The 22,984-nt window shown below is 40.4% G+C and carries 22 protein-coding genes and 3 pseudogenes; 15 read left to right on the top strand and 10 right to left on the bottom strand.

Features of this window, described 5'->3' with window-relative positions:
* Positions 1 to 807, bottom strand: a pseudogene (locus ACFE93_RS16440) (hypothetical protein); the annotation flags it as partial.
* 590 nt (positions 808 to 1,397) lie between these two features.
* Between ACFE93_RS16440 and ACFE93_RS16435 the strand changes: the two are divergent.
* Positions 1,398 to 1,595: a hypothetical protein gene (locus ACFE93_RS16435; RefSeq protein WP_094348028.1), complete on the top strand. Its 198-nt coding sequence runs from the start codon at positions 1,398 to 1,400 to the stop codon at positions 1,593 to 1,595.
* A gap of 81 nt (positions 1,596 to 1,676) precedes the next feature.
* On the top strand, positions 1,677 to 2,153 hold the full coding sequence (locus ACFE93_RS16430) for a Tic20 family protein (protein ID WP_094348027.1): 477 nt from the start codon (positions 1,677 to 1,679) through the stop codon (positions 2,151 to 2,153).
* A 3-nt stretch (positions 2,154 to 2,156) separates the two neighbouring features.
* On the opposite strand, the gene ACFE93_RS16425 is transcribed toward ACFE93_RS16430, so the two are convergent.
* Positions 2,157 to 2,930: a fumarylacetoacetate hydrolase family protein gene (locus ACFE93_RS16425; protein ID WP_375474287.1), complete on the bottom strand. Its 774-nt coding sequence runs from the start codon at positions 2,928 to 2,930 to the stop codon at positions 2,157 to 2,159.
* 381 nt (positions 2,931 to 3,311) lie between these two features.
* Between ACFE93_RS16425 and rpsF the strand changes: the two genes are divergently transcribed.
* Both rpsF and ACFE93_RS16415 read left to right on the top strand, forming a co-directional pair.
* Positions 3,312 to 3,671 (top strand): 30S ribosomal protein S6, encoded by a 360-nt coding sequence (rpsF, locus tag ACFE93_RS16420; RefSeq protein ID WP_375474286.1) that lies wholly within the window; start codon positions 3,312 to 3,314, stop codon positions 3,669 to 3,671.
* Positions 3,672 to 3,881: 210 nt separating this feature from the next.
* Entirely contained in the window at positions 3,882 to 4,442 is a 561-nt protein-coding gene (locus ACFE93_RS16415) for an Npun_F5560 family protein (RefSeq protein ID WP_375474285.1), read from the top strand.
* Between the two features lie 486 nt (positions 4,443 to 4,928).
* Here the strand turns inward: ACFE93_RS16415 and ACFE93_RS16410 are convergent, their stop codons facing one another.
* A complete protein-coding gene (locus ACFE93_RS16410; RefSeq protein ID WP_375474284.1) occupies positions 4,929 to 5,282 on the bottom strand; it encodes an STAS domain-containing protein in 354 nt (117 codons plus the stop codon).
* 474 nt (positions 5,283 to 5,756) lie between these two features.
* Between ACFE93_RS16410 and ACFE93_RS16405 the strand changes: the two genes are divergently transcribed.
* Positions 5,757 to 6,386, top strand: a complete 630-nt coding sequence (locus ACFE93_RS16405; protein ID WP_375474283.1) for a DedA family protein — start codon at positions 5,757 to 5,759, stop codon at positions 6,384 to 6,386.
* A 90-nt stretch (positions 6,387 to 6,476) separates the two neighbouring features.
* On the opposite strand, the gene ACFE93_RS16400 is transcribed toward ACFE93_RS16405, so the two are convergent.
* Positions 6,477 to 7,679, bottom strand: a complete 1,203-nt coding sequence (locus ACFE93_RS16400) for an argininosuccinate synthase (RefSeq protein WP_375474282.1) — start codon at positions 7,677 to 7,679, stop codon at positions 6,477 to 6,479.
* Positions 7,680 to 8,058: 379 nt separating this feature from the next.
* On the bottom strand, positions 8,059 to 8,823 hold the full coding sequence (locus tag ACFE93_RS16395; protein ID WP_375474281.1) for a PEP-CTERM sorting domain-containing protein: 765 nt from the start codon (positions 8,821 to 8,823) through the stop codon (positions 8,059 to 8,061).
* 493 nt (positions 8,824 to 9,316) lie between these two features.
* Between ACFE93_RS16395 and ACFE93_RS16390 the strand changes: the two genes are divergently transcribed.
* From ACFE93_RS16390 to ACFE93_RS16375, 4 genes and pseudogenes are all read left to right on the top strand, one after another.
* Positions 9,317 to 10,573, top strand: coding sequence for an anhydro-N-acetylmuramic acid kinase (locus ACFE93_RS16390; protein ID WP_375474302.1), 1,257 nt, complete (start codon positions 9,317 to 9,319; stop codon positions 10,571 to 10,573).
* 158 nt (positions 10,574 to 10,731) lie between these two features.
* Positions 10,732 to 11,178, top strand: a complete 447-nt coding sequence (locus tag ACFE93_RS16385; protein ID WP_375474280.1) for a hypothetical protein — start codon at positions 10,732 to 10,734, stop codon at positions 11,176 to 11,178.
* Positions 11,179 to 11,636: 458 nt separating this feature from the next.
* On the top strand, positions 11,637 to 12,650 hold the full coding sequence (locus ACFE93_RS16380; RefSeq protein ID WP_375474279.1) for a glycosyltransferase family 2 protein: 1,014 nt from the start codon (positions 11,637 to 11,639) through the stop codon (positions 12,648 to 12,650).
* Positions 12,651 to 13,357: 707 nt separating this feature from the next.
* A pseudogene (locus ACFE93_RS16375) lies at positions 13,358 to 13,963 on the top strand (serine/threonine protein kinase); the annotation flags it as partial.
* A gap of 465 nt (positions 13,964 to 14,428) precedes the next feature.
* Here the strand turns inward: ACFE93_RS16375 and ACFE93_RS16370 are convergent.
* From ACFE93_RS16370 to abc-f, 5 genes are all read right to left on the bottom strand, one after another.
* A complete protein-coding gene (locus ACFE93_RS16370) occupies positions 14,429 to 14,626 on the bottom strand; it encodes an NblA/ycf18 family protein (protein ID WP_104908243.1) in 198 nt (65 codons plus the stop codon).
* A gap of 673 nt (positions 14,627 to 15,299) precedes the next feature.
* Positions 15,300 to 16,037 (bottom strand): Stp1/IreP family PP2C-type Ser/Thr phosphatase, encoded by a 738-nt coding sequence (locus tag ACFE93_RS16365; RefSeq protein ID WP_375474278.1) that lies wholly within the window; start codon positions 16,035 to 16,037, stop codon positions 15,300 to 15,302.
* 17 nt (positions 16,038 to 16,054) lie between these two features.
* A complete protein-coding gene (locus ACFE93_RS16360; RefSeq protein WP_375474277.1) occupies positions 16,055 to 17,740 on the bottom strand; it encodes an ABC1 kinase family protein in 1,686 nt (561 codons plus the stop codon).
* A gap of 159 nt (positions 17,741 to 17,899) precedes the next feature.
* A complete protein-coding gene (locus ACFE93_RS16355) occupies positions 17,900 to 18,226 on the bottom strand; it encodes a DUF6825 family protein (protein ID WP_375474276.1) in 327 nt (108 codons plus the stop codon).
* Between the two features lie 78 nt (positions 18,227 to 18,304).
* Positions 18,305 to 19,936 (bottom strand): ribosomal protection-like ABC-F family protein, encoded by a 1,632-nt coding sequence (abc-f, locus tag ACFE93_RS16350; protein WP_375474275.1) that lies wholly within the window; start codon positions 19,934 to 19,936, stop codon positions 18,305 to 18,307.
* Between the two features lie 539 nt (positions 19,937 to 20,475).
* Between abc-f and ACFE93_RS16345 the strand changes: the two are divergent.
* The 6 genes and pseudogenes from ACFE93_RS16345 to ACFE93_RS16320 form a co-directional block, all read left to right on the top strand.
* Positions 20,476 to 20,691: pseudogene (locus ACFE93_RS16345) on the top strand (serine/threonine protein kinase); the annotation flags it as partial.
* Positions 20,692 to 20,910: 219 nt separating this feature from the next.
* Positions 20,911 to 21,135, top strand: coding sequence for a type II toxin-antitoxin system HicB family antitoxin (locus tag ACFE93_RS16340; protein WP_375474274.1), 225 nt, complete (start codon positions 20,911 to 20,913; stop codon positions 21,133 to 21,135).
* Complete coding sequence (locus ACFE93_RS16335) at positions 21,128 to 21,352, top strand: type II toxin-antitoxin system HicA family toxin (RefSeq protein WP_375474273.1); 225 nt, start codon at positions 21,128 to 21,130, stop codon at positions 21,350 to 21,352. The genes ACFE93_RS16340 and ACFE93_RS16335 overlap by 8 nt, the downstream gene beginning before the upstream one ends.
* 301 nt (positions 21,353 to 21,653) lie before the next feature.
* Complete coding sequence (locus ACFE93_RS16330; protein WP_375474272.1) at positions 21,654 to 21,803, top strand: hypothetical protein; 150 nt, start codon at positions 21,654 to 21,656, stop codon at positions 21,801 to 21,803.
* Positions 21,800 to 22,138: a DUF5615 family PIN-like protein gene (locus tag ACFE93_RS16325; RefSeq protein ID WP_375474271.1), complete on the top strand. Its 339-nt coding sequence runs from the start codon at positions 21,800 to 21,802 to the stop codon at positions 22,136 to 22,138. Before ACFE93_RS16330 ends, ACFE93_RS16325 begins: the two co-directional genes overlap by 4 nt.
* Before the next feature lie 114 nt (positions 22,139 to 22,252).
* Positions 22,253 to 22,975 carry a Uma2 family endonuclease gene (locus tag ACFE93_RS16320; RefSeq protein WP_375474270.1) on the top strand — a complete coding sequence of 241 codons (723 nt, stop codon included), beginning with the start codon at positions 22,253 to 22,255 and terminating at the stop codon, positions 22,973 to 22,975.
* The last annotated feature ends 9 nt before the right edge of the window (positions 22,976 to 22,984 follow it).

Below are 22,984 nucleotides of genomic sequence, written 5' to 3'. Positions count from 1 at the left end.
TGGGGCATTAGATTCTAAGTTCTCTTCATCTGGTGCAACAGTAGTAGCAAGGTTGCTGTCTGTAGTTGCTAGTTCTTCAGAAACAGCGATCGCTTTATCTAGCTCAATTAGAGGTTCTGCTGGGGCATTAGATTCTAAGTTCTCTTCATCTGGTGCAACAGTAGTAGCAAGGTTGCTGTCTGTAGTTGCTAGTTCTTCAGAAACAGCGATCGCTTTATCTAGCTCAATTAGAGGTTCTGCTGGGGCATTAGATTCTAAGTTCTCTTCATCTGGTGCAACAGTAGTAGCAAGGTTGCTGTCTGTAGTTGCTAGTTCTTCAGAAACAGCGATCGCTTTCTCAAACGTAAATAACGTAATTGCAGTTTCTGCTGGGGCATTACATTCCAAGTTTTCAGAAACAGTATCTGAGCGATCGGGTGAACTTGATTCTAAATTTTTCCTCGGCTCTCTCTCTGCTAACAGCGAGAAGACCTGCACTTGCACGCTGTATTGCCAAGATTTACCGAGCAGATCCGACATCAAATCGCCAGAACACCGCAACTCCCAAACTCCCGGTTGGAAGTAGGTAAAAGGAATTATCGGCATTAAGCCTTCTGAATTAGTGCGACGCGATCGCTTAAAAATTCGCCGCGTTGGTTGAACTTCCTCAGTTGAAGAGTGAGTTACCCGCACTTCCACGTCTGTATTCAGAAGGTTAGAACGAGCCAAAACTCTATACTGTCCTTCCAAAATTTCCAAATTTGGCGATTCTAGGATATGCCACGAGCGAGCGCCTTGTTTCTGTATCAGAAATTGCCAGTGTTCCATTGTAAGTGATGCCCAGACCGACGAGCCGCTGAGTAATATTGTGGATTAACTTGCTTGCAAGTTTACCTCAGTATTTTAGAAATGCCTCACTTAAATGGCTATCAAGTTAACTCAGTTTTACTGACTTGACTTCTCACACTTTAACTACTCACCTCAAGGGAATTTTAATAAGTCGCCGTGTTGTTTGTGCGTAAGGCTTTTGTTGTTTTATGAATATTAAGTTTGACACATACTAGTGCTAAATTAACAGGAATGCAATGAATACCTTTAGTTGTCTTTGCTCAACTTAATGCCAAAACTTTTGTATTATTTTTTACTAAAATTTTTACTTTGTAATAGACACAACGTACAATAAATTAAAATTCACTTGAGAATTGTTATTGAATCGTAATTGCCCACATTTTTGCTACAAAGAGGTAGGATGTGGTTCTTAAGTGTCCTCTGCGATCGCCCAAGGTAGGCGCAAATCACAACACTTAACCGCGCAAAACGCATCCAACCAACCTGAAACTGCTCTTTGAAGGGCGACAAAGCGTGTTTTCCCCTGAGTGAAATGTGGGTTGACAATGAGGATTTACAGGAGGGATTCGATGCTAGTCATTTTAATGGACGAGCAAATCCTTGCCCCTGAGCAAGTTTGCCAGTCTTGTTTACTCGCTGACGGGAGCGGTCAACCCCGTTGGCGTGGGGGTCAACTGCGGTGTGGTCAAGCCATTCGCAAACTTACTCAACAGCAGCCAGACCAATATGAATGCATGATGGGCTTTCGCATCGCCCATATAGAATAGTTGAATTTCTCAGCAAGACCTAGCAACTGCGTTATCCTAAGCTCAAGTAACTATTAAAATTTAACGACAGGAGAACGCATAATGTCTTGGCGCGGGTCTACAACAGTTTCAGATCGGATTTTTGCTTCCTTGCCTTATTTGCTTCCTTTAATTGAAGTTTTTGTATTTGGTAGATATTTGCTCTCAGAGTTTCCACCATTACAACTACTGTTTTTACCGCTTCTGCCATTATTGAGAATTTACTACGGTGTGCGTTATGCAGGAATGATTATTTTCTTTGCTTTATTTTTGCTGGTAGTAAGAAACGAAAAAATTAGTCACTTTATTCGTTTCAACACCATGCAAGCAATCCTTTTGGACATCATTATCTTTTTGTTTAGCATCCTAACTGATGTTGTGGGACTAGTTCCCTCCGGTGGTTTTGCCATCCAAACCCTATCCACAACCATTTTTATCGGCATAGTGGGAGCAGTCGCATATTCAGTCATCCAGTCTGTAAGCGGACGTTATGCAGAAATTCCAGCGATTTCCGATGCAGTGTATATGCAAGTGCGTTAGAAGTTAACGGGCCACTATGGTGTTTTCCAGGCGACCAATACCTTCAATTTCTACGCGGACGCGATCGCCTGGATGCAATGGACTGACACCCTCCGGCGTACCTGTAAGCACCAAATCACCAGGTAATAGGGTCATCACCTGACTGATATAGGAAACTAGAACATCGGGAGAAAATACCATCCGATCGATACAGGTAGATTGAACTGGATTGGCATCGTCATTCACAAAAGTCTGTAATCTCGCTCCTGGATTTAATTCCCGCACAATCCAAGGGCCCAAGGGACAGAAAGTATCAAAACCTTTGGCTCGCGTCCACTGACCATCCTGTTTTTGTAAATCCCGCGCTGTTACATCATTGGCGATGGTGTAGCCCCAAATTTTGGTTTGGGCTACTTCTGGTGTACATTCAAAGGCGTAATCGCCAATCACTAGAGCTAACTCTCCTTCATAGTCAACTCTTTGTGACTGGGGAGGATACTTAATTTCCCTCTCTGATGGAATGATTGACGTAGGTGGCTTAAGAAAGATTAGTGGCTCAGAAGGTACTGAAGTTCCCATTTCGGCTGCATGATCTGCATAATTTTTACCAACCGCCACAATTTTTGAGGGAGCGCAGGGAGCCAGAATTTGGTAATTTTCTGGTGTCAAAGTTAAATCAGTGGGTTGTCCTTGTAACCAAGGTGGAGCATCTAGCACCTGCACATTCAGGGATAGCTGTAGTAACCCATAGTAAATCTGTCCTTCTGGATTTTGAATTCGCACGTAGCGCTGCGCCATAACCTTGATGAATATCCTTTTTTCTGCTTTTTAGTTGCTGTGAGCAGGTAGCAATCGTCAGTTAGCTGTTTAGCAAACCGATTGAGCCTTGAGTAAAAAAGCGATCGCTATAAGATGCCCTTAAAGAAAGATACCCCTTAGCGAAGCTGATAGCTCGCTCGATCTTGTTAAAGAAATATCAGGCTTGCCTCCCAACCTAGTTTTCATTAGGGACATCCAAAAAATCCAAACTTCGGCGATTTGGCTAATGATTCAAATTGAAAACTGGTAAGATTATAGTTCCTTGTTGCTTCAGATGTTGATTAATACTGGCATTTTAAATAAAAGTCAAGTATAAATTAATCTCAGCAGCCACTTTTGTCCATGAGGAAACTGAAAAATATGACTACAAATTACGAAACAATGTACATCCTCCGTCCTGATCTGGGAGAGGAACAGGTAGAGCAAGCAGTTACTAAATATCAGAATTTGCTTCGCGATCAAGGTGCTGAGGAGATCCAAATTCAAAATCGTGGTAAGCGCCGTCTGGCTTACGAAATCAAAAAACACCGGGATGGCATCTACATCCAGTTAAACTACAGCGCGCCTGCAACTGCGATCGCCCCCTTTGAACGTGCCATGCGCTTGAGTGAAGAAGTGATTCGCTATTTAACAATCAAACAGGACATTGAAGAAGAAAAACCCCCTAAAGAGGAAAAGGAAAAGCCCACTAAAGTAGCTGCAACAGCTGCAATAGTCTAAAAAACTGAGGACTGGGGACTAGGAACTAGTAACTAGAAACTAGAAAAGGAACTGAATGTTCAATCCTCACTCCCATTCAATAAAATTTTGTCTTTTTCTTTTTTCGTGACTTATTTGGGAATGCTAAATTAACAAATACTTGCCAAAGGTAGTACTCCCGCAGTTATACCTAAAAGTGGACAAGATTCTGAATGGGAGCTTTAAGCTACTGTGAGCCAATCTGATACACCTAATATTCAAGTTCTCTCGACGGAAGTATCGCAGCTACGCCAGGAGTTGCAACTTCGGGATCAATTAGTGCAACAACTATCTCAAGAACTTTTCCGGCTGGTAAAGGGTAACACTAGTTTTATGCCCCAGCAGCCGGAAGTTGAGCGCGATCTGACCCAGTTACATGCTTTACAAGAACAACTTCAAGCTGTGGAACAGCAGGTGGCGTTCTACCAAGAGCAAATTACAACTCGTGACTCTGAAATTTACCAATTGCGACAGTCAGTTCAAGAACTTACCGATCGCACTCGGATGTTGGAGCAAGTAGTACAAGAGTTGCCTCAAATTTACCGTCGGAAGTTTGAAGAGCGGATGACGCCAGTGAGAGAAAAGGTAGCAATACTACAACGGGAAAACCGCCAACTGCAAGCAGAACTGCAAAGCGTGAGTTACCGTTTAGCACTAAAAACTCGCAATGCTAGTCATAGCGGTATTGATTTACCAAATTTTTCCCGCCCAGCATCCGAACAAACTAATATTTCGACTCCCCAGAATGCCTAAAATTACCATTATGGTGGAATCTAAGAGGTAAAAAATTGGTGCATCAAAGCATCTTGGAGGCATCCAAGTAGTAGATCGAGGCAAAAATAACTATAGAGTTAGAAAGTAACGTAAACGCTGATATTCTAAACCTTCTTACCTCCTGCTTCCTTTCACTAGTTACGCCCCATATAAAACAATTAGCTTAGAGTAATTTGAAAAACCCCTGTCTTTAAAAGGCTGGGGAGTGTCACAAACAATTGCATTTGCTTTGACCAATTTTAGTCATTTCAGAACTTTACTGCTTTAGGTAGATGACTTCCAATAAGCAGATTCATTCACTTGTAATTTATACTACCTAGCTCAAAGCCATGAGTTTCCGTCAACATTCTTCTCTAGACAAGAAAAGAAGATCGGCCTGCTAGCACCAGACTATTATCTTAAGAGAATGTGAAAAAAGGCAAATATTGCTTGACTCCGCCATCCTTCTTTAGGTAGATTTATTAGTTAGTCTGCTAGCATCAGACTGTTATCTTTGACGTTGGTAAAAATATCTTGGTAAGTGTGAAAAATTTCAAACACTGTATCGAGTTGGGTAAGTTCCAAAATCAACCGTACAGGAGCTTGTACGTTGCATAGAACCAAGCGGCAACCACTCTGACGTGCAGCTTTTAACCCTTTTACTAAAGGAACTAACCCAGAACTGTCCATGAAGTTAACTTCTGCTAGGTCGATAACCCAGAGTTGATAAGCTTGAGGGACTACTCCAGCCATCTGTTCGCTCAAAGTCTTACCGCCTTCCAAATCTATGCTTCCTTGGGGTTTAAACAAAATAACTTGAAGTTCTTGTGTGAAAGCCATGAATTTAACAGGGTAATTGGAACACTTGACAAAAAATTGAAAAAGACATAAATACTTCTTTTCTATCAACAGTGAAATGACTCTTTTACCCAGATATTTGGGCAATTGCAGTCTTACAGTTGAGAGAGATTATTTCAGTATTCATGTCGTATAATTTGTGATAACTTTCATCAATATAGGCATAAGCGCCTAACAATTTCGGTATCAACCGTATCTTTTACAAAATTTTCACAATTTAAACGGAGATTTATAAATTTTCTATAAATTTTTTAATCTTTTTTCAATAAATTATGAACATGTGGTAGAAATTGCAAAAATATTCAAAAGTTAACAGTTACTATAGACTAGAAGCTATGGATTATTCAGTATTAAACTAATGACTTAATGACTCTATGTATTAGTTTGATTGACACCCCACCCAAAAACAAGCAAAAATATAGTAAAAGTAAAAATTTGTAAAGACGGCGGTGCGGAATGTCTTTAGAGCTGATTTCACTAGAAAATATCCAGGAAGTTGCTCATAATTACGGGTATTGGGCAATTTTTTTCGGAATTTTGCTAGAAAATTTAGGCATTCCCCTTCCTGGTGAAACCGTGACCTTAGTGGGCGGGTTTTTAGCTGGCAGCGATGAACTAAATTTCTGGCTGGTTCTCGGTGACGCAATCATGGGTGCTGTCATTGGTGGCACTTGTGGCTATTGGATTGGTAGAGTTAGCGGTTGGGCTTTTCTAGTAAAAGTTAGTGGCATATTTCGGATTTCTGAAGTGCGGCTGCTGACTATTAAAGATCAATTTAGTCAAAATGCTGCTAAAGCAGTGTTTTTTGGACGTTTTTTGGCATTGTTACGAGTTTTTGCGTCACCACTAGCTGGTATAGCTGAAATGCCCTTTAGAAAATTCTTTTTATACAACTTGTTAGGAGCAGTTGCTTGGGCTAGCTTGATGGTGACATTAGCTTTTTTTGCTGGCAAAATAGTCTCTTTAGAACAATTGGTTGCTTGGGTGGGTCAATTTGCGATCGCAGCGTTATTAATCCTCGCTGCTTTAATTTTTGTGCCCCTGTGGCTGGAGTCTCGCCAAGTTAAGGGTGCAGCAGAAGAGTAAGTATTTGAAGTGGGGAGGTGAGGGAGTAGAGACAGATAAGGGAGAAAATTTTACCTTGTCCGCCTCATCCCTTTAATTCCTTTTATCTTCTTAACCTTTAAGCTGCTGTGACCAAATGCGAGTTGGTAATCCCCAAACGTAGATAAAGCCTTCAGCGGCTTTGTGGTCAAATTTGTCTTCGGCTCCATAGGTTGCCAAATCGGGAGTATAGAGGGAATTATCGCTCGAACGCCCAACTATCGTAGAGTTGCCCTTGAACAACTTCACTCGCACAGTTCCAGAGACTTGCTCTTGTGTCTTTTGAATAAAGGCATCGAGTGCAACTTTGAGTGGACTGTACCACAAACCGTTGTAAACAATTTGGCTGTAAGTTTCTTCAATCCCACGCTTGTAATGGGTGACATCTGCCGTTAAATTCAAGCTTTCTAAATCTCTATGTGCCTGAATTAGCACCAACATCGCGGGTGATTCGTAGATTTCCCGCGATTTGATCCCCACCAGACGGTTTTCAATCATATCGATCCGTCCGATGCCATGATTTCCTACCACCTGATTGAGTTCTTCAATTAGCTCAACTGGCTTTTTGGCTATACCGTTGAGGGTTGTGGGAATACCACCCTGGAAACCAATTTCGATGTACTCTGGCTCGTTGGGAGTATGAGCGATCGCTTTGGTCATCTCATAAATTTCTTCTGGTGGCTCAAATGACGGATCTTCGAGTAAACCAGCTTCAATACTACGACCGAGCAAATTCTTGTCAATACTATAGGGAGAAGATTTTTTGACTGGTGAGGGAATACCAAACTTTTCCCCATAAGCGATCGTTTCCTCACGACTCATCCCCCATTCTCTGGCTGGTGCGAGGATCTTCAGGTTGGGGTTTAAGGCGGTGACAGAGACATCAAAGCGAACCTGATCGTTGCCTTTGCCGGTGCAACCGTGAGCGATCGCATCAGCACCATATTTTTCGGCTGTTTCTACTAATACCTTGGCAATCAGTGGACGAGCCAGGGCGGTTCCTAGAGGATAACGATTTTCATAAAGGGCGTTGGCTTGAATCGCTCCAAAGGCGTAATCTTTAACGAAGCTGTCTTTGACATCCGCCACTAGGGATTCACTTGCACCCGATTTCAGAGCTTTTTCTCTGATTGGCTCTAATTCATCTCCCTGACCTAAATCTGCTGCTAGGGTAATCACCTCTTCCACACCCCACTCTTGTTTGAGGTAGGGGATGCAAACTGAGGTATCCACTCCGCCAGAATATGCCAGGACAACCTTTTTGGCGCGACCCATTAATTTCTCCAGTTAGGATAACAAAGAATGAGTCATTATTATATCTAAACTAATCCATGTATATTTTATTCATCCAACAACCTATAAGGGGATTTAGGAGTTAGGAGTCAAAATTATAGTTCACTCTTAATCCAGTTCGGTTAAGCTCTAAGCAGTTATTGAGTATAGAAAAAGAAAATTATTTCTCAAGCTTGCTATGGGTAGCATTGCTCGTAGAAAAAGGGGCGATCGTAAATAGCAAAAGGATTAGGGCGAGTTTACCTAAGTAAGCTCACCCTAATTTGTATTTAATATTAACTTAGTTTTGAAATCCTTATACAGGCTAAGGTTAGAGTGTAGAGAAAATCAGGAAAATCTTACTGAGCTCAGATTAATATATTTAATGAGATTGCCTTACACTTTGCAACTTCTCGTTCTTGCGCTTGCGTAGAAATATACCACCTACAGCCAGCATACCTAAGGTAACACTAGGCTCAGGAACAGACTTAGGATCAAAACCTGTAAATCTGTCAGTTCCTTGATGGAAAGAATGGTTGTCACTTTCAAATCCACCACCACCTGCTTGGGTAATGACAATCTTGTTGAAAATATCGTTGCTACTATCTGAGTAGAAGTGAAGGTAGCCATTTCCTTCATCGTAATGCTGTGACGCATGAATTGGAGCAACCGGGTTCACATCTTCAGTTGTAAATGATTTGATCAGATTATCGCCCTTGTAGAAGGAAAAAACGTTACCAGAACTAATAGCTCCCCAGTCAATACCGAAATAATTGAGGGACTTTGCAAGGTTAATTGTGACTTGATCGCCGTTGAAAACTGCCAAATAGTTACCCTTATTATTGACTTCACCGTTTGGCCCAGCAGGTGCCCATTGATCTAACTTAACACTGCTGCTTCCACTGTTGTTCTCAAATGAGTATTTAGCAAAACCAGTGGTTGGTGCTTGACCATTATTGAAGTTAACAGTTGTCGTACCGGGAAGCTGAGTAAACTCAGAAAAAGCACCTTGGTCAGTTTCTCCATTAGGGCCTGCAATGCCAGTGGTTACTTTGAAGGAAATAGCCTGGGCAGAACCTGCATAGATAAATGAGGAGATTGCAGATAAAGATAGAGCCGCGATACAAGCAATTTTTGTAAGAGACATACTTTTGAGATTCTGTATTTTTATTTGTTGAAAAATTCGCTGTGCGATTTGAGTTGATTATGTAATGTCTTTTATCAAAAGGAATAGGATAAAAATACTGGATTTGTATTTACTGAAAAATTGCTAGATTTGGGAAACTACTTGCTTGATTATCGAACATGAATAAGTAATTTCACTTGCCAAAACAGTAGATAGAATATCTGTTCTTTATCTGAAGATAAAAAAATGTAAAGTGATCTCGTATATATTAAGAATTTGTATCTTCGGATGTTGTGCTGATTAAGGACTAATAAAGATAACGGACAAGACTGTTTAAAATTCTTTGTTTGCTGATAAATAAAAATAGATTCGTGGTCATTGCTATTGGTTTTGACATTCTTCCCTCGCTCTATTTACTTTTCCTTCTGTAGCAACTATGCAACCTGAGTGTTTTGACATAGCTAGTAACATGAATTAAACTAAACTCTTGCAATCAACAAAAGAATCTCAATCGATGCATCCAACTGAAAAAGCTGTTGTCCCTACTCGCGTTATTGGTTTAATTAGTGGCACATCCGTAGATGGCATAGACGCTGCGTTGGTAGAGATTTCCGGCACAGAATTGGATCTCAAAGTAGAGTTGCTAGCCGGAGCAACATATCCTTATCCAGCCGAACTCAGAGAAAGAATATTAGCAGTTGGTGCAGGCGTTGCCATCTCAATGGCAGAATTAGCAGAAATAGATGATGCGATCGCTCAAGTCTTTGCCCAAGCCGCCCAAAATATTCAAATTGGTCATCAACCAGCCACTCTCATTGGCTCCCACGGTCAGACTGTTTATCATCGACCACCCAAAGAAGGAGCAGGGAGAGCAGGGGAGCAGAGGAGCAGGGAGAGAGAAATGCTCACTACCTACGGGCTAAACCCTAGCTCTTCGCTAACAGCACTGGGTACTCCCTTGGGTTATAGTCTTCAACTGGGACGCGGTGCATTAATTGCCCATCTTACGAACATTACAACTGTGAGCAACTTCCGCGTTGCTGATATTGCTATAGGTGGTCATGGTGCGCCTCTCGTGCCGAGAGTCGATGCTTATTTACTCAGTCATTCCCAGGAGGGGCGTTGTATTCAAAATATTGGTGGTATTGGCAATGTTGCTTATATTCCGCCTCGGCATGGAGACTGGCTCTCAAAAATTCGTGCTTGGGATACTGGCCCAGGAAATAGTCTGTTGGATCTAGCGGTGGAGCATTTAAGCGCTGGTGCTAAAACTTATGATGAAGATGGCAATTGGGCAGCGAGTGGTACTCCTTGCCATCCATTAATAGAACAATGGCTCAACCAAGACTACTTTCATCTACCGCCACCAAAATCCACTGGACGCGAGTTATTTGGTGTGACTTACCTGCATCAGTGTTTAAAAGATGCTCAAGCATACCAACTCAATCCTGCTGACATTCTGGCAACTCTCACAGAACTTACAGCTGCTTCAATTTTTCATAGTTACCGCACTTTTTTGCCAGAAATGCCACAACGGGTACTATTATGTGGTGGTGGTAGTCAGAATCTCTATTTGAAACAAAGATTACAGTTATTGTTGGGATCAATACCAGTCTCGACGACAGATGAAGTCGGCTTGAGTGCAGATTTTAAAGAAGCGATCGCTTTTGCAGTTTTAGCCTACTGGCGACATTTAGGTATTCCTGGCAACCTACCCACAGCTACAGGTGCACCTCAAGAAATACTTTTGGGAGAAATTCACCAAGGTTAGTCCTGAGTCAAGAACAATAAACAAGATAAAATATTTTTTCATTCTTCGCTGGCAACTCAGCACTCCTGTACAGACGTGATTAATCGCGTCTCTACTCCTAACTCATTACTGCTATAACTATAGTCTTGGCGGCATTCGAGCAAGACAGGGAATAAAAGGTGGCTCATACTTTTTTATTGGAACCAGGACGCTGGGTAATAGAAGGAAATTGGCTGGAACGCAATGGTATGCCAATTAGCGTCAAGGGTATGACCTTGGTAGCTTGGAATCGAGATAACTGGTTCACTATGGCCACAAAACTGATATTCCCAGGTAGCGATCGCTCCGAAATCTCTCTGCAATATAAGGGGCGGTTGCATGATGGAGAGCGTCAGTATACTTTTTTACTACAACATAATATTTTGGGGCAAGTTGAAGGCGAAGGCTGGATTGGTCTGGATACTATCGTACAGCGTTACTGGGTACTAGGCGATCGTCAGCGTCGTAGTGGCTTTGAAACCCTACACCGGATTTCGCAAGATAAATATTACCTCAGTAGCGGTATCTTGGCTGGTCATTTTTTAACTAACACAATGGAAGCTAGCCTAGAGCGTCAGTCAGCTTAAAGGCAGCGCTGTCTCACCGCTTTGCTGTTCTTCTAAGCCAAAAACCGCCGTTCAAAAAACTCTGGTAACGCACTGGTTTCCCAACACCTAATATCTCCTGCCCAACTTTAACCACTCATCGTTTATTCTCACCAACCTACTGATACCAATTCCAGAAAAGAATGAAACAGATGCGTAGTAGTCTGTCAATAAATAATTGATGGATAGATTACCTGTAGAGACGGCGATTTATCGCGTCTCTCTAACCGTCAAAATGAATTTGACAGACCAGTAGGTTAGGTTAAACGAAGTGAAACTCAACAAATACAACACTTTGAGGTGTTGGGTTTCGTCCCTTAACCCAACCTACATCTGTAGCAATCATTTTTTAAATTGGTATAAGTTGTATAGTAAAAAAGAAACGATCAAATGATCATCGTCAGTATTTTACTTAACCGTGTAATCAGGAGTTCAGTTTCGTGAATCCTAAAGTCTCCGTTATTATCCCTGCTTACAATACTGAAACTTATATTGGGAAAGCAATAGAGTCAGCCTTAGAGCAAACACTCACTGACATTGAAGTTATCATGGTCGATGATGGCTCAAGTGATAAAACTGTAGAAGTCGCTAAAAGTTTCACCGATCGACGTCTTAAAGTGATAGTTAATCAGCAAAATCTTGGAGCAGCGGCTGCACGTAATCGCGCCTTTCGAGCAGCCCAAGGAGATTGGATTGCTGTACTTGATTCAGATGATTGGTATGCTCCCGAAAGATTGGAAAAGCTTGTGTCTTTGGCAAATAAAACAAATGCAGACATGATTGCTGATGATGTTTATTTTATCAAAGACGGTGCAACATCTCCTTGGAGTACATTGATTCAAGAAAGTGGAGAACTTATAGATAAAATTATCCAAATTGATATCGTTTATTTTGTAGAAACTGATGTCTTTGGGGAAGCAGGATTGCATCTTGGCTTAAGCAAACCCCTGTTCAAACGAGAATTTCTGGTTAAGCACGGCATTGAGTACGATGATGAAATCAGGATGGGTCAAGATTTTTGGCTTGATATGAAATGCTTAATTAAAGGAGCTAGGTTTTTTATTGAACCAAAACCCTATTATTTCTACCGTTCACGCCCCGGTTCTCTTGTATATCAAAGCCAATTACCACGTCTAAATCAATCTTGCAAAGCTGCTAAATATTTCATGCAACAAGACGTTGTAAAAAAAAATCCTGCTCTAATGCGTGCTCTATCTTATAATCTTTCAGTCTTTAAGAAAAATCTAGCTTATTTTAAAATTGTAGAACCTATAAAACAAGGAAAATTATTAACAGCATTCACAGAAATCAGGAAAAATCCGGGCTTTTTTTATGATTTTATGTCCCGATTTAATGGGATCGTTGAGCGTCGAATTCAATACTATGTAATGAATAATAAATCAAGTTTTGATATATATCCTAACCAACAGAGAAAACGAAAAACTACCTCTTAGTCTATTACAGCTTTATCAATAAATAATACATTTTTACATAGTAATAATGAGCTTGAATGTTAAAAATATTGTTAGGTAATCAGAAAATGTTTTAAAAGTATTGAGCGAATATAATTCGCTATTACATAAACTCAAGTCTACCTCCGTGGAATAATGCCAATTTAAGGGTTTGTTAACCTGCAAAGGTAGGTAAAGTTTCATGTAGCCAAACTAGTGCCGTCTTCTCTCAACACAAAGCAACCAATGTCTCCAAGAGTTGAGGAGACACCAAGAGTGATAGCGCATTAGTCAAAATTGGGCAAACTAAAACTACACCACAATTAAAGTGCAAAATGGTACAAAACGTCATTATAAATCTACTCTTTATACTTGTTTGATTTGGTATGTTGCACCAGTTGCAATAACCGTCTCAGTTGCAAACAGTCAGATCGTGGTTTCAATCTTCTGAAAGAGGACTGAAAAAGCTAGTACAGCACCGCGTAAATAGACCAACTATTGGAAATCGCACAAAAGCTTAGCTTATAAGCTTTTTGCCTTTTGACTTCCATTTCTGTCTTGCAGTATGAGCATAAAAAGTCATTTCTAGGCGTAATAATCAGATATCAGTTTGAATGCACTTGTCCTCCTAAACACTTACAACCTGCTTTTAGAGTCGAATTTTCTATGTCAGCGGCCATGCCCTAGTTCCCACTACTACAGCTAGCACTGAGTTTGAACAAAAGACCAAAGCCGATTTGCGGGTATCTTGGTCAAACGATGAAATTGCTCGTGCCATTTCCTGGCCCCAAAATAAACCAATTGCCGATATTGTGTTTCCCCAGCCCATTCATGTCAATGGGGAGGTTTTACCAGCGTTGTGGGTGATGCTACCGCAAGAGGAAATTCAAAAACGCTTACTCTGTAACCGCTATAACCAATTTCTGTTCATCTCTATTCCCCATCCCATGCTGCTATGGATTACTGTCATTCACAATCGCAAGCATGGCGCTAAATGGTTGCCTTATTACCTCGATCTCAAAACCAGCCTTGGTCAGGAAATTGCCCGGTTACTACAACACACAGGTTACTACCGCCTGTTATTCTTTGCACGAGAAGCACCAAATCCCTGTATCCACATCTTACTTTCCAGCATCGCTTCTGCCCAGCGCCAACGACTGCAAGAGTGGGTTGCAATGAGCAATTCGTTGATGTCCTCTGCCGACCCGCAAATCAGTAAAAGTTTGCTCAAAAAGGAGTACGAAAAGATTAAGCCCCAAATTATAACAAAACTAGAAAGTATTGATACAGATTCTCCATACGATCTTTCCAGCTAAAGATAATTGCTTAATTGTTACATGTTTTATATAGAAATAAAAGGTGGTCGCTCAAAGAATGTAACGTTTTATAAACAAAGTATATATAAAGATGTAAGTTCTAGTTATATGTATAAAGAGTGAAATCACTAGCTGTTAAAGTAGTGGTATCCAAATTATCTCTGAATCTACCTGTAGAAATATTGCAGTAGATTGTAAATTTATGCAGGTAATATTCTCAGACTAGACGAAACAAAAAGAGGTTTGGCTAAAGCAAACAACAGATTTAGCATACAAAGCTAGCTAAAGTTAAGTCTAGACTCCAGCAAATATGCCGTAGACAATGTTTCCTCATTATTAGTTAATTTCGAGAATTGAACTTTTGTGGAATTATTTATCGAAGTTGACGCCCCGACATCCCCAGCTCTTTTCCTCCTTGGAACCAAGCAAGAGAAGGAGGTCGCCCACTGCGACAGTAGAACGACTCTATGCCATAGTGGAACCCGAATCTAAGCCCCACTGGTGCTTAAGAAGTTCTTGATAAGTTGCCTCGCGCACGACCATTTGCTCATATAGCTTGACTAAAAAATCTTTAGCTTGATCGTGGCTCATATTTTGCACCTGAGTAGAGAATGAGCAGATGCTGAATTGCTGTTCCAAAGATAGTTTCATTGGTTGGTTCATAGTTAATTAACTCCGAAAAAACAACGTGGAAAGTGTGATATCACTTACAGAAGTCCAAATGGGATAAATTTGGACTCATATCTGTCCAACATTTATTCCTCCGTATTACGAAAGATAACAATTGTTTGACAGATTGCCCACATCCAAAGTGCGGACTTTTTCTGCTCTGATATCTTGCACCTAATCCTACTGATATACCACCCAAGTTAACTGAACCATATTCCGGAAAATAAGCTCTATTTGGTCTCAGATAAGTATAACTACTTCCCTAAATCCTTCCTGCTTTGCACAAATCTCCTTTAAAAAGAATATTTGGTGCTATGCAAAACCCGTCTTAGTCTTTCTGTTTAAAAAGCCTAAGATGCTGTCTCCCCAAGCATGGAGGAAGCTTCGGAGGGCAGAGATTTTAAGGAAGTTGGGGGATTAATGGTAATAAGCGTGAATTATAGTCGCTTTACCTTATTACGTGCAAGATGTCAATTTACCAATTTATACAAATTTAGCCTCTTTAGGTAATTTTAGAGGCTAAAAATATTTGTATCAAATTGTAAAAAGGAAAAATGCTCATCCTGAACAAATTACTGAGTATATTTACCAGATTTGTCCTTTGTCCTTTGTCCTTTGTCATTTGTTTAAAGTTACTAAGCATCTACTAATGACTAATGACTAATGACTAATGACTATTTTCTTCAAGTGAGACGATAACAACTGTGATGTTATCGTGCCCTCCATGCTCTTTGGCAGCCTCAACAAGAGAGATGGCGGCTTTATCAAGCCAAGGACTATTTTGAAGGCAGCTAGCAATCTTCTGTTCGACAAGTTCTTCTGTAAGACCATCACTACATAACAACAAGCGATCGCCAACTTTTACATCTAGTGGTTGCACATCAATTTGATGCAAATCTTCGCGCCCCAAACAGCGCGATAATACATGGCGGAAAGGATGTAATCGTGCTTCATCTAAGGTGATGTCACCGATTTTGATTGCTCGTGCTACCCAAGTGTGGTCTTCCGTTACCTGTTCTAAGTGCGACTCTCGGAAGCGATACAGCCGCGAATCGCCAACATGAGCGCACCAAGGCGACTCTGGAGAGCGAAAAATTACTGCTACAACCGTTGTCCCCATGTCGGCACGTTCAGGATGATTTTGCTGATCGTGCAAAATCGCTTCATTGGCTCCCCACAAAGCTTGCTCTAGCAATTCTTGAGAAGACTTAGAGGTTTCCCAATTTGCTACCAAATACGCCTTAATTTCTCCAGTGGCAATTCTACTTGCCTCCTCACCTCCAGCATGACCACCCATGCCATCGGCAACAACGAAAAATCGCCCTTCTGGGTCAATATAGTAAGCATCCTGATTATTAGAACGAATAAGTCCCGGATCGCTAAAACCCGTGAAATTGAGTTTCATAAATTTTTTTGCAATAATTAATACATACGATCGTAACGGTCGAGGCGTAAAAGTAATCGGATCAGAATCGCTGAAAGCGCCGCTGCAATTAAACCAGGCAGCAGTGCCAACCATAGATAATCCTTAACCACTAAAATAGTAGCTGAAAGCGTGAAACCGCTGATTAACAGAGCATAGCTTATTGAGAGCTGAATACTGCTCTGTCGCCGCAGCAGGCGTTCGGTTTCTATAGACCGAACGCGCAAACGCATATCTCCTTGCTCTAGCTTCTCCAGTGTATCCTCTAATCTACGTGGCAGACCCAAGGCGGTACTACTTACCTGAGCTGCTTGGCGACTTAATTCGTTAAGAAAGCTATTCCCATCAGAACCATTCATATCGGTCATAAGTTGCATTGCATAAGGTTTGGCAACTTCCATAAAGTTAAACTCTGGATCTAAGCCTTTGCCTACCCCTTCTAGAGTAGAAAAGGCTCGCATCACGAAAGTGAAAGTTGCTGGAAATCTAAATGGCTGATTATAAGCTATTTCGTAAAGGTCGTCACTGATTGCTGCAACTGATTGGTTCTCAAAGGGCTTATCCATAAAATGATCCAGCATATACTGGACGGAACGCCGCACTGGGCCCATGTCATCAGTTGGGGCGATCGCACCTAAATCTATCAAAGATTGCACAACGCGATCGCCATTTTTTTGAGCAATGCCAAACAGTGTTTGCATCAATCCTTCGCGGATGTTGGACTTAATCCGCCCCATCATGCCGAAATCGTAGAATATTAGAGCACCATTTGCACTAACAGCAATATTGCCTGGGTGAGGATCGGCGTGGAAAAAGCCACTATTAAGTAATTGTAATAAGTAGGCTTGAGCGCCTTGACGAGCGATCGCTTTTCGATCTAAACCTGCTGCTTCTAAAGCTTCGTATTGACTAATTTTAATTCCAGGGAGATATTCTAAAGTCAGCACTCTGGAAGTGGCGTAACGCCAGTATATTCTGGGGACGTTTACCCAATCGTAGCCGCGAAAGTTCCGGCGAAAAGTATCGGCGTTACGACCTTCGTTAAGATAATCAATTTCTTCCCAAAGAATGCGACAACATTCTTCGTAAATACCCAACCAATCTCGCCCACGTCCCCATTTGGGATGGTTTTGAAAGTAGCGGGTAATTCCTTTAAGAATCTGTAAATCTATTTCAAATAATTTCTTTAGTCCAGGACGTTGCACCTTGACAACAACCGATTCCCCAGTATGTAGCACAGCTTTGTGTACTTGCCCCAAGCTAGCAGCAGCTAAGGGAATCGGTTCAAAATTATCGAAGAGTTCAGGAATTTTCTTGCCTAGTTCTTTCTCAACGATCGCTTCTACTTGCTCATAACTAAATGCGGGTACTTTGTCTTGTAACTTGGCTAGTTCTTCTACATATTCACCAGGGAATATATCAGCACGGGTAGAAAACAGTTGCCCAACTTTGATGAAGGTTGGCCCTAAATCCAGTAGAGTACTGCGAATCCAAACCGCTTGGGTTTTGCGTCTTGCAGCTTGCTTTACATCAGTCACACCACCTGGATAACTCCAAGATTTGTTGTATAGCCAAAGTTTGAACAATAAGGTCAAGACAAAAGACCAAATGTCCACAAAACGCCGTTTGCTAGAGTATTTTTCCCGATTCCAACGGTATGCCTTCTCTGAATAACCTTGTTCCATATACTTTGTTTACCGTTGGTTTGCGACCGAATCACTTGGAAGAAAAGACACTCTGATTCCTAAACTGTTTTTTTCTTAAATGTCCTTTGTCATTTGTCTTTTGTCATTTGTACATAATTTTTGACCAATGACTAATGACCAATGACTAATGACTAAAATTTATGCAGAAGTTCTACGATAATGTTGCAATTCTGTTCGTAACAGGGCAATTTCGGCTCGTAATTCGTCAATATCTGCTTGCAAGTCACCGGAATCAGAACTGGCTTGTCCAGTACCTGTGGTAGGTTGACTGGCATTAGCTGCTTCTGTTGCCCGATTTGCCCGCTCTAGGACTTCTTCTGTAAACTGGCGCAACTGCTCTCTAGCTTCTGCATCAAATTTGCCCAGATCGCTCAAAGCATCGGTCAAGGCGACCTCTAAACGCTCATTAACTACTTCAGCTACTGCTCTGCCTACGAAAAAGGCTTGCACAAGGGGGTTACTCATAAATTTTTGTTACGTTGATCCGCAAGAGAATTATAACTTGCCTGTATGCTTTGCGGCTTCTGTTGTTGAGCTAGAAATTTATATAAGGCGATCGCTTTTTTTATCACATTCCAGCAACTCTCGATAATATTGCTCTGGTGTACTCGGTAAATAAGTTGTCATTTGCAAAGTTTGTTCCCTCAACTTGAAACCTTGGGTAATGTTAATCTGGCTGAGGAAATCGATATCGTGGGATATTACCCAAAGCGCTCCTTGGTAATCATTGATACCTACTACTATTTGTTCAACAGTTTCAATATCCAGGTTATTAGTTGGCTCATCAAGAATCAATAAATCAATTTCTAAGATACTGATCATAGCGATCGCTAATCTTGCCAATTCACCTCCACTAAGTACAGAAGCGTTTTTGTGAACGTCATCATATTTAAACAGAAAGTGTCCTAGTTGTTGACGCAAAAGCTGATAGCTGAGATGAGGATTGTCCGCTTGCATATTTTCCAGAATTGTGTATTGGCGATTTACCAATTCGTAGGTTTGATCCAGATATACAGCTTTCATGGCTGGTGCAAGCAAAACTTCACCTGATTCTAAAACTGTTGTTTGATTTTCCATCCCCAAAATTGCTTTTACCAAACTTGATTTACCAGAACCGTTTGCGCCGATAATGGCTATGCGATCGCCAGATGATATATGCAGTTGAATATTTTGAATCAATAGACGCTCTGATCTCCTAAGATTTGCACCCTGGATATTAATTAAATTTCGGCGCTTTTGGTTTTTTTCTTCTAGCTGAATACTTGTTACTTTGGTAGTTTTGACCTTCGTCTGTGCAACCTTTTGATTAGCCTTTGCTACTGCTGCTTCATGTTTCTTTTTCGCAGTTCCAGTAGACACCTCAGCTTTGGTTTTAATCAGTCCTGCTGCCATTCTATCAATGCTACCATTCAGAAACTTGGCGCGACCGTTGCGACTAGATTGGACTGCGCGCTGCTGTTCTTGCATAGCCGTGGCTTGGGTACGTTTGAGTTCCTTTCTGGCGGCTTCGTGCGATCGCAATGCTACCTCTAACTCTATTTCTTTTTGTTCTCGATAGTACGAGAAATTACCGCCATATATTTTCACGCCAGCAGGTGTAAGTTCCCAGGTAACTTCTGTCACTTGGTCTAAGAAAAAAGGCTTGTGAGAGACAATTATATACGCACCTGTGAAATTCAAAAGAAAGTGTCTTAGGCTTTCTAATGCTTGCAAATCCATGTGATTAGTTGGCTCATCGAGCAATAACAAGTTTGACTCTTGAGCTAAACCGATCGCCAAAAACAGTTTAGTAAGTTCTCCACCACTCAAGTTAGCGATTGGTAAAGATAAGTCAACTTTGGTGTGGAATTGTGTTTGCAAAATATCTTCAATCTTCCACCATTCATCAGAGATGGAAATCAAAAAATTAAGTACTGTATTTGCAGTAATTTCTTGCTTGATAGTGCTGATTTGTGGTAAATAGTAGACAATACCATTACACCAAACTGAACCTGTATATCGGTGAATTTGACTTGCAAGTATCTTGAAAAGGGTTGATTTCCCTACCCCGTTGCGACCAACCAAAGCAATGCGATCGCCTACTTCAATACTTACCTGAACTCTTTGAAACAAAGTCTTATCTACGCTGAGTTCGTAGGCTAAATTCTCAGCTAACAATATTGATTTTTTCGGCATTCTTCTCAAACCTCAATTCGCAAACTTCCACCCGCGTGTTTCCAAAAGTTACGGGTAGATTAAACACAAAAAAACTCAGCCGCAGACACTCGTCAAACGGTTCTATATAGATAGGAATGATGACAATATTTTTAGTACATGACTATGTGAAGTAACCCTGTCAAACTAGTTGCGTTTATTCTTTGTTAACATTTGTTGCTTTAATGCAACACGTGTTTGATACTACTTCATTTCAGCTATTTCATTGGAGTTGTGAAGAGGTTTGATATTGACTACAGTGTAGCACGAAGGTATTTCGGAAGGGTAGCGATCGCTTTTTCTATTTCCACACACCAGCCCTACTAGAAAAACTTACAGCAGTTTTATTCTGTCTTAAATACATCTTGTGGAGTGGGCATCTTGCCTGCTCCAGGACAGGCGAGACGCCCATCCCACAAGAATAAATAACTATTGTTAAAAAAATTGATTAATTGAATCACCCCTGCTAATTTAAGTGTATTTGCGTAATACACAACAAAATTGGCATATTTTACTTGTTTTTACAGAAACTTAATCATCCTGGTATTCCTCACTATCTGAGTTCTTTTGATTGACCTGATGGCTTTTGTCTAGTTCAAGAATATATCAATGCCCCATCTTTAGCAGAAACCCGCAGCTTTGCACCAGAATAAATTAAGCAAATTGCAGTTAAAGCTTTAGAAATTCTTGTATATCTGCAAAATCGGATTCCGCCGATAATTCATCGAGATATTAAACACAGTCTGAGGTATGTTTAATTAAACCGTAATGAAACAGATCCCCAACTTATTTAAAAAGTCGGGGATCTTGTCTTGTTTGTAATCAAGATAAAATTACACTCTCTTTTTTTCTACCTAACTTAAGAATGCGATCGCCAGTTTTCACAAAGCTTTAATTTAGTGCGATCGCTATAAGATTGCTAAAATTTAGATTAAACCAAACAATAAACAATTTCTATGTCTTACAAAATTAACATTATTATCGAAAAAGATGAAAATGGCTATTATGCTTATTCTCCAGAACTTCCAGGCTGTCAAAGTCAAGGCGATTCATTGGCAGAGGTAAAAGAAAATATCGAAGAAGCGGTTAGACTCTACCTAGAAACTTTATCAGAATCAGAGAAACAGGTACTTTTAAACAAAGAAATTTTTACAATGTTTTTAGAGATACAACTTGCCTAAACTACCGCGTTTAACAGCCAAGGAAGCCGAAAATCTACTATTAGATGCGGGTTTTACTTTAATACGAAGTAAAGGTAGTCACAGAGTATATCGTCTAAATGACATTAGGGTAGTACTTCCTTTTCATGCAGGAAAAGTGTTACATCCAAAGATAGTACAACAGGTGATAAAAGCTATCAAATCAGATGAAAATGATATTCCTAATAATGAAACTTAATCTAGCTAAGAGTCCGTAGATGCAAAGCGGCTTGTCGCTAGACATCGCATTTTTTTGCTACCTCTTCATGTAGTGCGATCGCTTTCACAAAAAGATTACGATATATATAACAAATGAATATAAGTTAATCTAGTGCCTACCAAAGAAATCACAGAGTATTTCAACTTCCTATCTTCTGAAGATATTAGACTCAAAGACTCAATAATTGGGATTGAAACAATTCTTTATGAATACATTGATTGTAGACGTTCTCCAGAAGAAATTGTCCAAATTTATCAAATAATATCTTTAGAGCAAGTATTTGCAAAACAAAGAAACTGTCAGTACTTACATGAAAAACTGGATAGAACACGGTCATAGAATGCGAGAACAACAGCGGCTTAATCCCCCGCCAGTGTCAGAAAAACTGCGCCAACTCCGAATTGAAAGACAAGCTAAACAGCAAGCATGACACTGCAATATCTGATTGATGAAAATGTCAATTCTGTATATCCAAATCAAATTAGGCTAAGAGAACCTAATATTGCGATTAAAGTGGTAGGAGAATCAGGAACTCCACCAAAAAGTACACTCGATCCAGAAATTCAGTGTTGGTGTGAGGATAATAATTTTATATTAGTGACAAATAACCGAACTTTTCTGCCAGTACATTTAGCTGAACATATCGCTGTTAATCGTCACGTACCAGGAATTTTTATCCTCAATCAAAATTTAAGTATTGGTGAGAATATAGAAGAACTCATAATAGTTGCTTTGGCATCAGAAGACGATGAATATCAAGACTGAATACTTTATTTACCCTTACCCTAAAAATAAGCGATTACCTACGGTACGCGACGCGATCGCTAACTACAAGACTGCTAAAATAAATCCATAACTACTTGATGCCGTATCCATTCTATGACCATAGCTCAAGAATTAGAATCTCAACAAGGCATCTGCCAAGATGTTATATTTCCTCCTGGTGATTTATATAGTGATGAACCTCCTTTGGAAACAGAACTGCATCTACGACAAATAATCCTACTTTTAACTTGTCTGGAATGGCTATGGCGAGATAGAAATGATTTCTATGCAGCCGGAAATTTGACTATCTATTACAGTCCACGCCAACGCAAATCAGAATACTTCCGAGGGCCAGACTTTTTTGTAGTGCTGGGAACTGAACGTAAAACCCGTAAAAGTTGGGTAGTGTGGGAAGAAGATGGCAAATATCCGAATGTAATTCTAGAAATTTTGTCTGACTCAACAGCGAATACTGATAAAGGTTTAAAAAAAGAAATTTATCAAGATACTTTCCGCACGTTGGATTATTTTTGGTTCGACCCTTACACACAAGAATTTGCCGGATTTCATTTAGTAGATGGAGAATATCAACCTCTACAAGCAAGTGAACAAGGATATTTGTGGAGTCAGCAATTAGGGTTATATTTGGGAGTTTATCAAGGTTTATTGCGGTTTTTTACACGAGATTGGCAACTAGTACCAACACCGGAAGAAACGTCAGAAGAAGCAGAACAAAAGGCAGAACAAGCAGAACAAAAAGCAGAACAAGCACAACAAAAAGCAGAACGTTTAGCAGCAAAACTGCGGGAGTTAAATATCAATCCAGATACAATTTAGACCAGAGCT

This window comes from uncultured Nostoc sp. (assembly GCF_964247315.1).
Taxonomy (GTDB): Bacteria; Cyanobacteriota; Cyanobacteriia; order Cyanobacteriales; family Nostocaceae; genus Nostoc.
This window is presented reverse-complemented; position numbering and strand designations above follow the sequence as displayed.

What these genes read in the sequence shown, in the direction of transcription:
- ACFE93_RS16405 (WP_375474283.1), top strand. Translation starts at nt 5,757, where the DNA reads ATGTCTTTAGAGCTGATTTCACTAGAAAATATCCAGGAAGTTGCTCAT.
- ACFE93_RS16435 (WP_094348028.1), top strand. Translation starts at nt 1,398, where the DNA reads ATGCTAGTCATTTTAATGGACGAGCAAATCCTTGCCCCTGAGCAAGTT.
- ACFE93_RS16365 (WP_375474278.1), bottom strand. Translation starts at nt 16,037, where the DNA reads ATGAAACTCAATTTCACGGGTTTTAGCGATCCGGGACTTATTCGTTCT.
- ACFE93_RS16355 (WP_375474276.1), bottom strand. Translation starts at nt 18,226, where the DNA reads ATGAGTAACCCCCTTGTGCAAGCCTTTTTCGTAGGCAGAGCAGTAGCT.
- ACFE93_RS16425 (WP_375474287.1), bottom strand. Translation starts at nt 2,930, where the DNA reads ATGGCGCAGCGCTACGTGCGAATTCAAAATCCAGAAGGACAGATTTAC.
- ACFE93_RS16390 (WP_375474302.1), top strand. Translation starts at nt 9,317, where the DNA reads ATGCATCCAACTGAAAAAGCTGTTGTCCCTACTCGCGTTATTGGTTTA.
- ACFE93_RS16430 (WP_094348027.1), top strand. Translation starts at nt 1,677, where the DNA reads ATGTCTTGGCGCGGGTCTACAACAGTTTCAGATCGGATTTTTGCTTCC.
- rpsF (WP_375474286.1), top strand. Translation starts at nt 3,312, where the DNA reads ATGACTACAAATTACGAAACAATGTACATCCTCCGTCCTGATCTGGGA.
- ACFE93_RS16410 (WP_375474284.1), bottom strand. Translation starts at nt 5,282, where the DNA reads ATGGCTTTCACACAAGAACTTCAAGTTATTTTGTTTAAACCCCAAGGA.
- ACFE93_RS16370 (WP_104908243.1), bottom strand. Translation starts at nt 14,626, where the DNA reads ATGAACCAACCAATGAAACTATCTTTGGAACAGCAATTCAGCATCTGC.
- ACFE93_RS16325 (WP_375474271.1), top strand. Translation starts at nt 21,800, where the DNA reads ATGACACTGCAATATCTGATTGATGAAAATGTCAATTCTGTATATCCA.
- ACFE93_RS16320 (WP_375474270.1), top strand. Translation starts at nt 22,253, where the DNA reads ATGACCATAGCTCAAGAATTAGAATCTCAACAAGGCATCTGCCAAGAT.
- ACFE93_RS16395 (WP_375474281.1), bottom strand. Translation starts at nt 8,823, where the DNA reads ATGTCTCTTACAAAAATTGCTTGTATCGCGGCTCTATCTTTATCTGCA.
- ACFE93_RS16400 (WP_375474282.1), bottom strand. Translation starts at nt 7,679, where the DNA reads ATGGGTCGCGCCAAAAAGGTTGTCCTGGCATATTCTGGCGGAGTGGAT.
- ACFE93_RS16340 (WP_375474274.1), top strand. Translation starts at nt 20,911, where the DNA reads ATGTCTTACAAAATTAACATTATTATCGAAAAAGATGAAAATGGCTAT.
- abc-f (WP_375474275.1), bottom strand. Translation starts at nt 19,936, where the DNA reads ATGCCGAAAAAATCAATATTGTTAGCTGAGAATTTAGCCTACGAACTC.
- ACFE93_RS16360 (WP_375474277.1), bottom strand. Translation starts at nt 17,740, where the DNA reads ATGGAACAAGGTTATTCAGAGAAGGCATACCGTTGGAATCGGGAAAAA.